Source organism: Pontimicrobium sp. IMCC45349, from assembly GCF_047219225.1.
GTDB lineage: Bacteria > Bacteroidota > Bacteroidia > Flavobacteriales > Flavobacteriaceae > IMCC45349.
In genome coordinates this window covers 541,394-555,705 of sequence record NZ_CP178208.1, presented here as the reverse complement: position 1 = coordinate 555,705, position 14,312 = coordinate 541,394, and the positions used below count along the sequence as shown (strand labels likewise).

Below are 14,312 nucleotides of genomic sequence, written 5' to 3'. Positions count from 1 at the left end.
GTTCTATTAAAAAAATGTCAAGAGGTAGTTGTAAAGACTATACTCTGTTTTAGTCTTTTTTATAAATAGAGTAGTCAATTTATTTTAATATAGTAAATATTGAATATGTAAATTAAATAGGAACTATGTTTGTTTTGAGTTATTTATACTTAGGGTAAAAAAATTAACCCAATAGAAATACTATTGGGTTAATCGCATTATATATAATTATTTTAAATATTGTTTATAAAGCCATACTTAAAGATAAAGTAACATTTGAGTTAGTGCTGTTTATTTTTGCCGAATTAGTTAAGCCTACTTGATATAATTGATGATTTATATCTCTTTCAGAATTTTCATAAGCTAAGTCTAATTTAGTATTGCCAAAGCTATATCCTAAACCAAGGGAGAATCCTTTTAAGTCACCATAAAAACTCGTGTCTTTATAAGGACTTTCTTCAAATCGATAACCGCCTCTAAAGCTTAATTGTTTATGTCTTAATTCGCCCCCAATCCTGTATGTGTTAGCAGCTTTTAAATTAGTGTTGATTATATTGTTTTGGCTTGCAAAATAAGAGTCAGATTCAGGTTTGAATTTTGTGTTGCTATAATCTTTTCTAGAGTAGTCAAAACTAATGATACCTCTCTTGTTTAAAACTAATGCAGCACTTCCTGTTATTTTTGCTGGAGTTTGTATTTTATAATCTGGGAATATATTAATTACTTGAGGGTTTAAAACTCTAGATATATCACCACCATCACCATAAGTAGCTAAATATTGAGTTGTTTCTTCAGATATTGTATACCATATAGGTGAGTCGTAAGAGAATCCTATTCTAATTGTTTCATTAAGTTTTGCAATTCCCCCTAATTGAAATGAGAATCCAGTTCCAGTAGTATAAAGATTGTTTTCAAATCCAACTTCATTTATTAAGGAACCATCATTGTTGTTTTCTTCAAAAAGATAAGTTGATCGTTCATAATTAATAAAATGTGAATTAAGATTTATTCCAAGATGGATGTTTTTGTCATATTGAACTGCAGCATTAACACTAAACTTTCCATTGTAACCAGTTGCAGCATATGAGTATTCTTGATAAAAGTCTCCAGGAGCTATATTTGAGAAATAAGATGTGTTATCATCTGTATTAGAATCTGGTTCTAAAATAAAAGATTCGTAACCTAAAAAAGCTTGTTGGTGGGTAAATCCATAAACTGCTCCAATATCACCATAAGCTTGAGAAATCGTTTCTCCATCAAAAGCAGATATTTCATCTAATCTTAATCCTTGAGCATTTGCTAAAAAATAACTATCAATAGATGTATTACTTGTACCAGAAGCAAAAAAATCATCATCATAATTTTGAAGTTGCTCGTATGATAATCCAATAACAAACTTTCCCCATAATGAGTCTTCATTACTATTCTTAAATACAAAAGCTGCTCCTAATTGATTTAAATCAATTGTTGAATTAGAAGAGTTGTTTGAGTTGCCAAAATAATTTGTGTCGTTATCTTTATTAAGGCTAGAAATTGATAAAGATGTATGACTATGATTAAAAATTGCAGATCCAGCTGGATTTAAACTAACAGCAGACATATCGCCACCAAGAGCTCCAAAAGCTCCACTCATAGCTCTAAATCTTGCTGTACCTTGAATTTCTCCTGTAGAATATCTTACTGCATCCGAAATATTTTGACCATAAGATATAAGCACAAACATTAAGCTTGTGCTAAATAAAAATAACTTTTTCATAGTTTTTGATTATATGGGTTTATATGCCTCCTCTTCTTGAACCACCTGATCTTCCACCTCTGCTACCTCCACTTGATCTTGGAGTAGAAGTAGATGGTCTAGTAATAGTTCTTGGTTGAGAAGTTCTAGGTCTAGAAGTTGTAGTTCTAGGTTTTGTTGTAGTTCTTGGCCTTGTTGTCGTTCTAGGTCTAGAGGTTGCAGTTCTAGGTCTAGAGGTTGTCGTTCTAGGTCTTGTTGTAGTTCTTGGTCTAGAAGTAAAAGAAGTTCTAGGCCTAGTTATTGTTGATCTTGAACTAACAGTATTACCTCGTCTGCTTAATGTAGTTAAGCTATTTGTGCCTCTTCTACCTCTATTATAAGCAACAGCTCTTCTACTATAATATCCATTGTAATACGGATTGTGAAAATGATGGTATCCATAACCATAATTAAATCCATAAAATCCATAATTCCAATAAGGATTACCCCAAGCAAAATAAGGGTTGTGCCAATAGTTAGGACCATAGAATCCCCAACCGTAATTCCATCTCCACCAATTTGAATAATAAGGTCTTCCCCACCAAAGTGATGAGTAAAATGGTCTAGTGTTATATACATTTATAGTTACATCATTAGTGTTGTTTTGTCCCCAACCAGCATAACCCTCGTTATATACTGTAGAGTCATTTGCAGTGTCACTATAGTTCCCTTCATAGCTATCAATGTCTGTAAAAATAATATCCTCATCTTGAGGTATACTTTCGTATTGATTCGATTTTTCTTTGAAGTAATTTTCATAATAAGTAGAATTGCTATTTACTTCTGTAACTACTTCTGCTTCTTCGTATTCAACTTTCTTTTCAGAATCACCATAAATACTGTCATCATCATAACCAACGTACTGGTATGATCCACAGGAAAACAAACCAAATACTAAACTAAAAACACTAATTAAGCGTATTTTAGAATTCAATACGTAATATAATTGCATATCTCTATAAATTAAATTGTTGAACATAACAAAAATAGTTAGTTTTGTCGAACTATTTTATTATTTAACATAGTCACAATTTTTGTGCCAAATTACAATATATGAGTAAGAATCTTACAAGTAGAAGCGAAGATTATTCAAAATGGTATAACGAATTAGTTGTTAAAGCAGATTTAGCTGAAAATTCGGCCGTTAGAGGATGTATGGTTATTAAGCCATATGGTTATGCTATCTGGGAAAAAATGCAAGCAGAATTAGATAGAATGTTTAAAGAAACTGGACATCAAAATGCATATTTTCCACTTTTTGTCCCAAAAAGTTTATTTGAAGCTGAAGAAAAAAATGCAGAAGGATTTGCTAAAGAATGTGCCGTAGTTACACATTATCGTTTACAGAATGATCCAGATAATAAAGGAAAGTTAAGAGTAGACCCTAAAGCAAAGTTAGAAGAAGAGTTAGTTGTTAGACCTACAAGTGAGGCAATTATATGGAATACATATAAGGGATGGATTCAATCGTATAGAGATTTGCCAATACTTGTAAATCAATGGGCTAATGTAGTACGTTGGGAAATGCGTACAAGATTGTTTTTAAGAACTGCAGAGTTTTTATGGCAAGAAGGGCATACAGCACATGCAACTAGAGAAGAAGCTTGGGAAGAAACAAAATTAATGAATGGTGTATATGCCGATTTTGTAGAGAATTTTATGGCTATACCAGTAATTCAAGGTTTAAAAACTGAAAGTGAACGTTTTGCTGGAGCAGAGGAGACTATGTGCATTGAGGCATTAATGCAAGACGGAAAAGCTTTACAGGCTGGAACTTCTCACTTTTTAGGACAGAATTTTGCTGAAGCATTTGATGTTAAGTTTACGAATAAGGAAGGAAAGCAAGATTATGTTTGGGCAACATCATGGGGAGTTTCTACACGTTTAATGGGAGCCTTAATAATGACCCATAGTGATGATAAGGGGTTAGTGTTACCTCCAAATTTAGCGCCAAACCAAGTTGTTATTGTACCAATTTATAAAAATGATGAGCAGTTAGAAGCAATTACGAATGTGGTTAATGATATAACTGCAAAGTTAAGAGCTAGAAATGTTTCGGTTAAATTTGATAATAGAACAACGTTTAGACCAGGAGCAAAGTTTGCACAACATGAATTACAAGGTGTACCATTAAGAATTGCAATTGGACCAAAAGATTTAGAAAATGGAACTGTTGAGTTAGCGAGACGAGATACGTTAACTAAAGAAGTAATTCAAATTGATGCTATTGAGGAAACAGTTGTTGCTTTAATGGACGAAATTCAAGAATCATTATATAATAGAGCATTAGAATACCGAAATGAGCATATTACTGAGGTTAATTCTTTTGGGGAGTTTAAAAATGTGTTAGAGTCTAAAGGAGGATTTATTTCTGCTCATTGGGATGGCACTATGGAAACAGAAGACAAGATAAAAGAGTTAACAAAAGCAACAATTAGATGTATTCCTCTAGAAAACAAGGAAGAAGAAGGTGTTTGTGTATTAACAGGGAAACCATCTAAGCAACGTGTATTGTTTGCAAAAGCATATTAATTGAATTTTTTTTCAAAAAAAAACAATTTGTTGTTGCAACATTTAAAAATAGGTGTATCTTTGCACCCGCAATGGAAACGTTGCTGAGTTAATTGAAATAATTTTTGAGTAAATTGTAAAGATTTTTGCAGATTTAAAAAAATAATTTAAATTTGCGCACTCAATTAAATGGCCCGTTCGTCTATCGGCTAGGACGCCAGGTTTTCATCCTGGTAAGAGGGGTTCGATTCCCCTACGGGCTACAATTTTTTATATTAAAAAAAAGAACAAAGAACAAATGGCAAATCATAAGTCAGCGTTAAAAAGAATTAGAAGCAACGAGACTAAACGTCTTAGAAATAAATATCAGCATAAAACTACGCGTAATGCTATTAAGAAATTACGTGAAATGACTGAGAAGAATGAAGCTGAGAAGTTGTTTCCTTCTGTAGCATCAATGATTGATAAGTTAGCAAAGAATAACATTATTCATGCAAATAAAGCTGCAAATCTTAAATCCGGTTTAGCTAAGCATGTTGCTGCTTTATAAGAAGTAGAAAAGATATTAAGAAGCCTTTCAGAAATGAAGGGCTTTTTTTATTTGTAAAATTTAAAGTTTACATTGTGATATGAAAAAAGGCTTAATTATTTAATTAAGCCTTTTTTTGTTATTTGTAATAAATCAAATGATGTTAACCATTCATTGAAATTAAAAACTCTTCGTTGTTTCTAGTTTGTTTAAATCTATCATTGATGAATTCCATCGCTTCTACAGGATTCATGTCTGCTAAATATTTGCGCATTACCCACATTCTTTGAATAGTATTGTCATCGAGTAATAAATCATCTCTACGTGTACTAGAAGAAGTAAGATCGATAGCTGGGAATATTCTTCTGTTAGATATTTTTCTATCTAATTGTAATTCCATATTACCAGTTCCTTTAAATTCTTCAAAAATCACTTCATCCATTTTAGAACCAGTTTCAGTAAGAGCAGTTGCGATTATAGAAAGAGATCCTCCATTTTCTATATTTCTGGCAGCACCAAAGAATCTTTTTGGTTTGTGTAATGCATTTGCATCAACACCACCACTTAATATTTTTCCAGAAGCTGGTTGTACTGTGTTGTATGCTCTTGCTAAACGCGTAATAGAATCTAGTAAAATAACAACATCATAACCGCATTCAACAAGTCTTTTTGCTTTTTCTAATACAATATTTGCAATTTTTACGTGCTCATGAGCTTCTTTGTCAAATGTAGAAGCAATTACTTCACCTCTTACATTTCGTTGCATGTCTGTTACTTCTTCAGGACGTTCATCAATTAATAATATCATTTGATAAACTTCTGGATGATTTGCAGCAATAGCGTTTGCTACATCTTTAAGTAACATTGTTTTTCCCGTTTTAGGTTGAGATACAATCATTCCACGTTGTCCTTTACCTATAGGAGAAAATAAATCCATTATTCTAGTAGAAATAGTACTTTGCTTTTCAGCAATATTGAATTTTTCCTTTGGGAATAATGGTGTTAAGTGTTCAAAGGACACCCTGTCTCTAACTACTTGAGGATCTAAGCCATTAATTTTGTTAACCTTAATTAAAGGGAAGTATTTTTCACCTTCTTTAGGAGGTCTTACATTTCCTAATACAGTGTCACCTTTTTTAAGACCAAATAGTCTAATTTGAGATTGAGATACATAAATGTCATCAGGAGATGATAAATAATTATAATCTGATGAACGTAAGAAACCATAGCCATCTTGCATGATGTCTAAAACACCTTCACTTTCAATAATGGCATCAAATTCAAAATCAGGTTCTCTATACCTGTTTCTATTGTCTTTATTTCCGTTATTGTTGTTTTGGTTTCTATTATTAGAAGATTTATTATCTCTGTGTTTTTGATTGTCCTTATCTTTTTGTTGTGGACGATCATCTTTTTGTTGAGAGCGCTTCTGGTTGTCTTTGTCTTTTTGTTGAGGACGGTTTGGTTTGTCCTTTTGTTGAGGACGACTTTGGTTATCTTTATTAGTAGTCTCTTTTGTTTGTTTTTGGGGAGCAGCTTCTTCTGTTTTATTGTCCTTGAATTCAATAGACTTTTGTTGAGGCGCTTCTTTTTTTCTTTGAACTCTTTCTCTTCTTGGTCTTGGAGCTCTTTTTTGTTCAGGTTCTTTTATCTCAGTAGGATTTGCTGCCTGATGATCTAATATTTGATATACTAAATCTAGTTTTTTTAATGAACGATACTTTGAAATTTTTAATTGCTTAGCAATTTCTTGTAATTCAGGAAGTTTCTTTTCTTTTAATTGTGCTATTTCAAACATTATTGAATGTGATTAATGTGTAATTTATGTGATTAAATTAATCCAAGGTTTTCTTTTAGAGAGAATTCGTGGAGAAAATTAAATTGATTTATCTTTTGAAGATTTAATGCAAATAAAAACAGATAGTTTTATGCATTACTATTGCAATAATACAACTTTATTTTTAAAAAAATATATATGTAATAAAAAAGAAACTGTTATTTTTGTGCTTCTGTAAAAAAGAATAGATGATACAAAGAATACAAACAATATATTTATTGATAGCCGCAGGAATTTCTTCTGGGTTAATATTTGTATTTAATTTATGGGTTAATAAAGGAGAACAAATAGTTTTTGCAAAAGACGAAATGTTGTTTTTGTCTTTATTTATTGGTTCAGCTGTGTTATCTTTGGTTTCTATAAGTATGTTTAAAAATAGACAAACCCAATTTGTAATTGGACGTCTTAATATAATATTGAACTTTATTTTACTAGGATTATTTGTGTATCGATCACTAAATTTATCTGGAGAAACTACTGATGTTTCTGAGAAAGGTATTGGGATGCTTCTACCTATTTTTTCTATCGTATTTCTGGTTTTAGCTAATAAAGCCATCAAAAAGGATGAAGAACTCGTAAAATCTGTAGATCGATTAAGATAAACCTATCATCTTAGTAGTATTAGTGCGAAAAAAAGCCGAAACGTAAGTTTCGGCTTTTTTTATCTTTTATATTCAATCACTTCTAAATTTTTTATTTCTTTTCCGTTAATTTCAAAACGAAGCATTGTTCTAGCTTTATGAAATCCATGTTTTCCAATAGCTCCAGGATTCATATGTATTAAACCTAGTTTTTTGTCAGGCATAACCTTAAGTATATGAGAATGCCCACATATAAATAGGTCTGGAGGATTACTTTTTATTTCTTCTCTAATATTGGGGTTGTATCTATTTGGGTAACCGCCAATATGAGTTATCCATACATCTACATTTTCGCAAAAAAAACGATTATGTTCAGGAAATTCTAATCTAGCATCCTTACTATCAATATTACCATAAACAGCTTTTAATGGTTTTAAGTTTTTTATAGCATCAGTAACTGATAAATCACCAATGTCTCCAGCGTGCCATACTTGGTCTACTTGTTTTACATATTTTAATATGTCTTCGCCTATATAACTATGCGTATCAGATAGTAAAAGAATTTTTGTCATTATAAAATGTTAATGCTAAACATAAAGTGATAAAGTCTAATTATCTTTGTTGCTTTACAAAGCAAAAATATCAATTTAGATTGAGATATTTTATCGAATTATCATATAACGGAAAGCACTATCATGGTTGGCAAAATCAACCAAATGCGATAACTGTACAAGAAGTTATTGAAGATGGTTTATCTAAGTTATTGAGGATTAAAATGAGTATTGTTGGTGCTGGAAGAACAGACGCTGGTGTACATGCTAAGCAAATGTTTGCTCATTTTGATTATGAAGAAAAGATTGATGTAGACCATTTAAAATTTAAGCTGAACTCCTTTTTGCCAAAAGATGTAGCTATTCATAAAATTGTAAAAGTAAAAGATAACGCACATGCTAGATTTGATGCTGTAAGTAGAACTTACTTTTATGATATTAATTTGGAAAAGGATGTTTTTAATTTTGATAATTCATATTACCTAAAGCATCAATTGAATATTGAAAAAATGAAAGAAGCTACTCAAGTTTTATTTCAATATAAAGATTTTCAATGCTTTTCTCGATCAAATACAGATGTAAAGACTTATAATTGTAAAATGATGAAAGCCGAATGGAAACTTGAAGACAGTAATTTAAGGTTTTGTATTCAGGCAGATAGATTTTTAAGAAATATGGTAAGAGCGATTGTAGGAACGATGATAGATATAGGTTTAGGAAAAACTACAATTGATGACTTTCATAAAATTATTCAATCTAAAGACAGAACAAAAGCAGGTGCTTCTGCTCCAGGACACGCTTTGTATTTAGTTAAGGTTGAATATCCAAATGAGATTTTTTTAAATGGGTAAAACTAAAGAAAATGTTTTTGATGCTCAGCTGTTTAAAAGGCTGTTAGAATATATAAAGCCTTACCGTTGGGTATTTGTATTATCTCTTATAACTGTTATTGGATTGGCAGGCTTTGGTGCACTTAGACCAAAAGTTTTGCAGTTAGCAATTGATAATAATATTAATACAAAACTTAGTGAAGGTTTTCTTGTATATGTTATGACTATACTTGGGCTTCTATTATTAGAAGTAATATGTCATTTGTTGTTTATTTATTATGCAAGTTGGTTAGGGCAATCAGTAGTTAGAGATATAAGGGTTAAGTTGTTTAAGCACATTTTAGGATTTAAAATGAAGTACTACGATAATTCATCTGTTGGTGTTTTGATTACTAGAGCAGTTACAGATATGGAGCGTATTGCTGACATTTTTGGACAAGGGTTATTTATGATATTTAGTGATATTTTAAAGATGCTTGTTGTTGCAGGTATGATGTTTTGGATGAATTGGCGCCTTAGTATTATTGTATTCTGTACGCTTCCAATAGTTGTTTTTGCAACTAAAATATTTCAGAAGTTCATGAAAAAGGCTTTTGAAGAAGTGCGAACAGAGGTTTCTAACTTAAACTCATTTGTGCAAGAACGTGTTACAGGTATGAAAATCCTTCAGCTTTTTGCTAGAGAAGATATAGAGTATGAAAATTTCAAAAAAATCAATGAAAGACATAAAAAAGGTTGGTTAAAAACAGTTTGGTATAATTCTATATTCTTTCCAATTGCTGAGCTTTTGTCATCTATAACTTTAGGTTTGGTAATTTGGAAGGGAGGATACGATGTTGTAAATGGTAAAGGAACAATAGGAGATTTAACAGCTTTTATTATGTATATTCCAATGATATTTAGACCGTTAAATCAAATAGCAAATAAGTTTAACACGCTGCAAATGGGAATGGTTGCTGCAGACAGAGTCTTTAAAGTATTGGACACTGAATCTAGTATTGAAGATAAAGGCAGTAAGATAGCTTCAAATTTTAAAGGAGATATTGATTTTAAGGATGTACACTTTTCTTATGTTGAAGATGAAGAAGTGCTAAAAGGAATTTCGTTTAATGTTGAAGCAGGACAAACTGTTGCTATTGTTGGTGCAACAGGAGCAGGTAAGTCTACTATTATTAACTTATTAAATAGATTTTACGATATTAATTCTGGAAAGATTTTAATTGATAATGTAGATACTAAAACATTTGAGTTAAACTCATTAAGGAAGCAAATAGCAATAGTACTACAAGATGTGTTTTTGTTTGCTGATACAATTTTAAATAACATTACTTTAAATAATAAAGATATTACCGAAGCACAAGTTCATGAGGCTGCAAAACAAATAGGTATTCATGATTTTATCATGAGTTTACCTAATGGATATCATTATAATGTAAAGGAACGAGGTGTAATGTTATCTTCTGGACAAAGACAATTAATATCTTTTTTAAGAGCTTTTGTAACTAATCCAAGTATATTAATTCTAGATGAAGCTACATCGTCAGTCGATTCTTATTCTGAACAATTAATACAAGAGGCAACAGATAAAATAACAAAAGGACGTACTTCAATTGTAATAGCGCATCGATTGGCAACTATTAAAAAAGCTGATAATATTATAGTGATGGATGCTGGTAAAATTGTAGAACAAGGAACTCACCAAGAACTGTTGAACAAACAAGAAGGATATTACAAAAACTTATACGAAGTACAGTTTATGAAGGAGGAACAAAATCTTGTAAATTAATTACTCCTGTAGCAAAAAGTAATAGAACAATTGCTATTGAAAGTATTATATAGAGTATAAAGCTCACTCCAAAAAAGAGCATAATCTTAAGGGCTAATTCTCCAGTTGAAAGTTTAAAAAGACGCTTAAGTACATAGCAATGAAAAATGATGTTTAAAAAGTTGAAACTCATACCATAATTCATGTACGAACTTGGATCTACTGCTAAAATCATAAATCCTACTAGTACAGAAATTATAGAAGAGAAGGACATGGTGTATAAGTAAACAACTAAATGTTCGGTGTAGTTATATTTCTTGTCGTAGAAAACAATGAGTGATATAATAGCTAAAAATGGAATTAGTATAGCAAAAAACAAAGAGTTGTACTCAAGAATAATTTTTGGAGTTTGTTCCATTATTCTTTCAGATACTGGGTTGTCAAACTTGAATATGGTGCTAGAGTAAGCAGTTTCTAGAAAAAACTTTTGAATAATAAATATTGAAAGCCCAGAAAAAGTAAGCGATATAGCAAAAAGGCTAATTGGATTAACGTATTTTTTTCTAGTACCTTCAACATAACTGCCTATTACATCTTCAGGCATCTTAATAAGCCCAATAACTGTTTTTAAGAATTTATTGTCATAACTAAAAAAGTGTTCAATAACATGACGGAATAGGTTTTTAAATGTTAACCTATTTCTAATAACTTTTGCTCCACATAAATTGCAAAAATCATCTTTTGTTGTTAAATCGTTATGGCAGTTTTTACAACTCATTTGTTATTTCATAATTAATACAATAATAAAACCAATGAGGACTACAATTACACCAACTATAGCAAAAGTTACAGTGTAAAATACTCCAAATAAAAGAATATTAACAAAGGCCATAAAAAATGAAAGTTTATAAACTCTTTTAAAAATATAGGCTAAATATAAAAAGCTAATTGGTGTTAGAATTAATGAGGTGTTCATGTAATTAATTCCAAATGTTACTAGTATAATCCCTAAAGTAATATTTATTAGTGATAATTGAGAGCTATAATATGTGTTAAGAATAATATGCTCTGTATAATTATATTTTCTATCTGAAAAATAAAAAACCAACCAGGTTATAATAGCAGAAATAGGAATACTAATTATATAGATTAAACTATAATAATTTCCCATGATTTTTGAGGTTTGCTCGGTAATTTCCTTAATGCTTTCAGGGTTTTTTACAGCTTCAGAATTAGCTATGAATATACTTGAATCTATTGCAAATGGATTGTCATAAAATGTGTTGAGTATGAAAAAATAAAGTCCAGTAAGAGTTAAGGAAATAGCTAAGTACTGGATAACATTAATGTACTTTTTTCTAACACCATTAATATAACCTTCAATTACTAATTCTGGTTTTGATAAAAGATGTAAAAATGTTTTTAAAAATTTATTATCATAATTAAAAAACTGGGCATTTACATTTGCTACTATATGTTTTAAAGTAAGTCGTTGTGTTATAACTTTAGCACCACAATCATAACAATATTTGTGTTTGGAACTAAGGTTACTATTACAGTTTTTACAATGCATTTTAATTTAAATCGTCTTTGATTTTTTCAATAAGCTCTTGCGTGTCTTTATAAATAATGAATTCACCATTTTTAATATATGATACTTGACCAGTTTCTTCACTTACAACAACTGCTAACGCATCTGTTTTTTCAGTAATGCCAATAGCTGCTCTATGTCTTAATCCAAAGCGCTCAGGTATGTTTTTTTCATTATTAACAGGTAGAATTACTCGCGTTGCTTTTATATTGTTATCTGCAATTATTATAGCTCCATCATGTAAAGGACTGTTTTTAAAAAAGATGCTTTCAAGTATTGGCTGGGTTACTGTAATGTTCATTTCATCTCCAGTATTAACTAAAAAATCTAAGTTGTTATTACGCTCTAAAACTATAAGCGCTCCTGTCTTTGAACTTCCCATTTTAGTACAAGCAGCTACTACAACTTCTGCTTCTGTAGCATTGATTGCTTGTGTTTTTAGAAAGTTGAATTTTTTAGAAAACATATTGCCTTTTCCTATGTTGGTAGAACCAATCATTAGTAAAAACTTTCTTATTTCTGGTTGAAAAACTACAATAAGGGCAATAATACCTACACTCATAAATCCTCCTAGAATTTTGGTAAGCATTTTCATTTGAAGTGCATCAACAAGTAAGAAAATGAGGTAAAAAATTACAATACCAATAAATATGTTAATGGCAACTGTACCTTTTATAAGTCTATAAACATAATAGAGTAGTAGTGCGACTAAAAATATGTCTATAATATCAATAATTTGAAATTCTAAAATATCGTCAAATATTTCCAAGAGGCAGTGAGGTTAATTTTTAATAAATATAATTAATTATGAATAAACTCTTTATCACTAATAATAAGATTATTCATATTCAGTTTTAAGAGCTCAGATTTAATATCTATATAGTCTTGAAAAGTAAGCAGATTATTAAAATCTAGTTTTAGTATAGCATCTTCAGTTTTAAGGTTGCTTTTTATATCATTTATAAAACTAAACTTACTGCTTTTAATCATTGACAAACTATCCGAAATATTATGAATAGTTATTTCATTTTGAGATAAAAATTCTAAAATAACACTTCTTTTTCCCAACAAACTAGAACTTTTTGATTGATGCATTGAAGCTGATTCCTCAATGAATTTTGTGTCAGTAAAGTCAATAAAAGCTAAGTTTTTTATATCTGGATTAGAGCAAGAAAAGTAATTACGTGCTGCTTCGTTTTTATGCATACCATCACCATGACGCTTTTCATGCAAATATTGTAAATGAGGTAAAGTTTGTTTTAAGTTAATACGTTTATCTATAGCAACCAACCAATTAGTAGTGCTAATCATGTTTTTACGATTAAACTCAACACTGTCTTTAGCTTCATCATAAAACAAATAAATAGACGAAACATCATTTATTTCTAAGATGTCTTTGTTTTGTGTTTCAGGTAATTGAACTATGCGTTCGTTACCACAAGAGCTTAGACTAATAATAAGTATGAGTGCAGTTAATAAATGTTTCATTTAATCAAGTAGGTTAGTAAGTTTTATACATTCTATAGCTTCTTTTACATCATGAACTCTTAAAATATTTGCACCTTTTAGAAGCGCAATAGTGTTAAGAGCAGTAGTGCCATTTAAGGCGTCTTTAGGTGTTATGTTTAGCAATTTATAAATCATTGATTTTCTAGAAATTCCTATTAACATTGGTAATTCCAAAAGTTTTAGTAATTCAAGCTTATTTAATAACTCATAGTTTTGTTCTAATGTTTTTGAAAACCCAAATCCAGGATCAATAATAATATCCTTTATTTGAGCAGATTTAGCAACTTCAATACGTTGCGAAAAGTAATAATTAATGTCTTTAATAAGGTCTGTATAATAAGTTAGTTGTTGCATTGTTTTTGGCTCACCTTTCATATGCATCATAATATAGGGAACATTCAATTCACCAACAGTAGGAATCATGTTGTTATCTAGCATTCCTGCAGAAATATCATTTATCATGGCAGCTCCAGCTTCAATACATTCTTTAGCAATTTTACTTCTAAATGTGTCAATAGAAAGAAACGTTTCTGGGAATTCATTTATAATTAATTCTACCACAGGAAGAATTCGTTTTAACTCTTCTTCTTCGCTAACAAAATCGGCTCCTGGTCTAGAACTATAAGCGCCAATATCTATAAAGGTAGCGCCTTGATTAAGCATGTTTTCAACTTTTAAAAGGATGTCTTTAGGGTTTTTATTTTGTCCTCCATCATAAAAAGAATCAGGAGTGATATTTAATATTCCCATGACTTTTGGATTGGAAATATCAATAAGTTTTCCTTTGCAGTTAATCGTCATTTATACCTTGTTGTAAGTTGTTTGTTTATAGTTTTAAAACTTTAAACCATAAAC

General features: G+C 30.4%; 14 protein-coding genes and 1 tRNA gene. 6 read left to right on the top strand and 9 right to left on the bottom strand.

What is annotated here, in order from left to right; genetic code table 11:
- Window positions 1-223 precede the first annotated feature (223 nt).
- Window positions 224-1,735: an OmpP1/FadL family transporter gene (locus ACLII3_RS02680; protein WP_412986267.1), complete on the bottom strand. Its 1,512-nt coding sequence runs from the start codon at window positions 1,733-1,735 to the stop codon at window positions 224-226.
- Window positions 1,736-1,754: 19 nt separating this feature from the next.
- Window positions 1,755-2,732 carry a hypothetical protein gene (locus tag ACLII3_RS02675; RefSeq protein WP_412986265.1) on the bottom strand — a complete coding sequence of 326 codons (978 nt, stop codon included), beginning with the start codon at window positions 2,730-2,732 and terminating at the stop codon, window positions 1,755-1,757.
- A 74-nt stretch (window positions 2,733-2,806) separates the two neighbouring features.
- Between ACLII3_RS02675 and proS the strand changes: the two genes are divergently transcribed.
- From proS to rpsT, 3 genes are all read left to right on the top strand, one after another.
- Complete coding sequence (proS, locus tag ACLII3_RS02670) at window positions 2,807-4,285, top strand: proline--tRNA ligase (protein ID WP_412986263.1); 1,479 nt, start codon at window positions 2,807-2,809, stop codon at window positions 4,283-4,285.
- A gap of 170 nt (window positions 4,286-4,455) precedes the next feature.
- A tRNA-Glu gene (locus tag ACLII3_RS02665) sits at window positions 4,456-4,527 on the top strand.
- 35 nt (window positions 4,528-4,562) lie between these two features.
- Window positions 4,563-4,814 (top strand): 30S ribosomal protein S20, encoded by a 252-nt coding sequence (gene rpsT, locus ACLII3_RS02660; RefSeq protein WP_412986261.1) that lies wholly within the window; start codon window positions 4,563-4,565, stop codon window positions 4,812-4,814.
- 142 nt (window positions 4,815-4,956) lie between these two features.
- On the opposite strand, the gene rho is transcribed toward rpsT, so the two are convergent.
- Window positions 4,957-6,591 (bottom strand): transcription termination factor Rho, encoded by a 1,635-nt coding sequence (gene rho / locus ACLII3_RS02655; protein ID WP_412986259.1) that lies wholly within the window; start codon window positions 6,589-6,591, stop codon window positions 4,957-4,959.
- A gap of 227 nt (window positions 6,592-6,818) precedes the next feature.
- Between rho and ACLII3_RS02650 the strand changes: the two genes are divergently transcribed.
- Entirely contained in the window at window positions 6,819-7,232 is a 414-nt protein-coding gene (locus ACLII3_RS02650; RefSeq protein WP_412986257.1) for a DUF4293 domain-containing protein, read from the top strand.
- 59 nt (window positions 7,233-7,291) lie between these two features.
- Here ACLII3_RS02650 and ACLII3_RS02645 read toward each other — a convergent pair whose 3' ends face one another.
- Entirely contained in the window at window positions 7,292-7,783 is a 492-nt protein-coding gene (locus ACLII3_RS02645) for a metallophosphoesterase family protein (protein WP_412986255.1), read from the bottom strand.
- Between the two features lie 80 nt (window positions 7,784-7,863).
- On the opposite strand from ACLII3_RS02645, the gene truA reads away from it, so the two are divergent.
- Together truA and ACLII3_RS02635 are read left to right on the top strand one after the other, a co-directional pair.
- A complete protein-coding gene (truA, locus tag ACLII3_RS02640; RefSeq protein WP_412986254.1) occupies window positions 7,864-8,613 on the top strand; it encodes a tRNA pseudouridine(38-40) synthase TruA in 750 nt (249 codons plus the stop codon).
- Window positions 8,606-10,378: an ABC transporter ATP-binding protein gene (locus ACLII3_RS02635; RefSeq protein ID WP_412986252.1), complete on the top strand. Its 1,773-nt coding sequence runs from the start codon at window positions 8,606-8,608 to the stop codon at window positions 10,376-10,378. The genes truA and ACLII3_RS02635 overlap by 8 nt, the downstream gene beginning before the upstream one ends.
- Here ACLII3_RS02635 and ACLII3_RS02630 read toward each other — a convergent pair.
- From ACLII3_RS02630 to folP, 5 genes are read right to left on the bottom strand one after another with little or no spacing between them, the layout of a single operon-like run.
- Window positions 10,347-11,135 carry a DUF3667 domain-containing protein gene (locus ACLII3_RS02630; protein WP_412986251.1) on the bottom strand — a complete coding sequence of 263 codons (789 nt, stop codon included), beginning with the start codon at window positions 11,133-11,135 and terminating at the stop codon, window positions 10,347-10,349. The genes ACLII3_RS02635 and ACLII3_RS02630 overlap by 32 nt on opposite strands.
- A gap of 3 nt (window positions 11,136-11,138) precedes the next feature.
- Window positions 11,139-11,930 carry a DUF3667 domain-containing protein gene (locus tag ACLII3_RS02625; RefSeq protein WP_412986249.1) on the bottom strand — a complete coding sequence of 264 codons (792 nt, stop codon included), beginning with the start codon at window positions 11,928-11,930 and terminating at the stop codon, window positions 11,139-11,141.
- Window position 11,931: 1 nt separating this feature from the next.
- Complete coding sequence (locus tag ACLII3_RS02620; RefSeq protein WP_412986247.1) at window positions 11,932-12,717, bottom strand: diadenylate cyclase; 786 nt, start codon at window positions 12,715-12,717, stop codon at window positions 11,932-11,934.
- A 32-nt stretch (window positions 12,718-12,749) separates the two neighbouring features.
- The gene (locus ACLII3_RS02615; RefSeq protein WP_412986245.1) at window positions 12,750-13,436 is read right to left on the bottom strand and encodes a hypothetical protein; all 687 of its coding nucleotides are present in this window, start codon (window positions 13,434-13,436) and stop codon (window positions 12,750-12,752) included.
- On the bottom strand, window positions 13,437-14,258 hold the full coding sequence (gene folP, locus ACLII3_RS02610) for a dihydropteroate synthase (protein WP_412986244.1): 822 nt from the start codon (window positions 14,256-14,258) through the stop codon (window positions 13,437-13,439). It abuts the gene before it with no gap.
- Between the last annotated feature and the right edge of the window lie 54 nt (window positions 14,259-14,312).

Excerpts from the sequence above, each read along its gene's own strand:
- folP (WP_412986244.1), bottom strand. The coding sequence starts at position 14,258 with ATGACGATTAACTGCAAAGGAAAACTTATTGATATTTCCAATCCAAAA.
- rpsT (WP_412986261.1), top strand. The coding sequence starts at position 4,563 with ATGGCAAATCATAAGTCAGCGTTAAAAAGAATTAGAAGCAACGAGACT.
- ACLII3_RS02635 (WP_412986252.1), top strand. The coding sequence starts at position 8,606 with ATGGGTAAAACTAAAGAAAATGTTTTTGATGCTCAGCTGTTTAAAAGG.
- ACLII3_RS02675 (WP_412986265.1), bottom strand. The coding sequence starts at position 2,732 with ATGTTCAACAATTTAATTTATAGAGATATGCAATTATATTACGTATTG.
- ACLII3_RS02645 (WP_412986255.1), bottom strand. The coding sequence starts at position 7,783 with ATGACAAAAATTCTTTTACTATCTGATACGCATAGTTATATAGGCGAA.
- ACLII3_RS02615 (WP_412986245.1), bottom strand. The coding sequence starts at position 13,436 with ATGAAACATTTATTAACTGCACTCATACTTATTATTAGTCTAAGCTCT.
- proS (WP_412986263.1), top strand. The coding sequence starts at position 2,807 with ATGAGTAAGAATCTTACAAGTAGAAGCGAAGATTATTCAAAATGGTAT.
- ACLII3_RS02650 (WP_412986257.1), top strand. The coding sequence starts at position 6,819 with ATGATACAAAGAATACAAACAATATATTTATTGATAGCCGCAGGAATT.
- ACLII3_RS02680 (WP_412986267.1), bottom strand. The coding sequence starts at position 1,735 with ATGAAAAAGTTATTTTTATTTAGCACAAGCTTAATGTTTGTGCTTATA.
- ACLII3_RS02625 (WP_412986249.1), bottom strand. The coding sequence starts at position 11,930 with ATGCATTGTAAAAACTGTAATAGTAACCTTAGTTCCAAACACAAATAT.
- ACLII3_RS02630 (WP_412986251.1), bottom strand. The coding sequence starts at position 11,135 with ATGAGTTGTAAAAACTGCCATAACGATTTAACAACAAAAGATGATTTT.
- rho (WP_412986259.1), bottom strand. The coding sequence starts at position 6,591 with ATGTTTGAAATAGCACAATTAAAAGAAAAGAAACTTCCTGAATTACAA.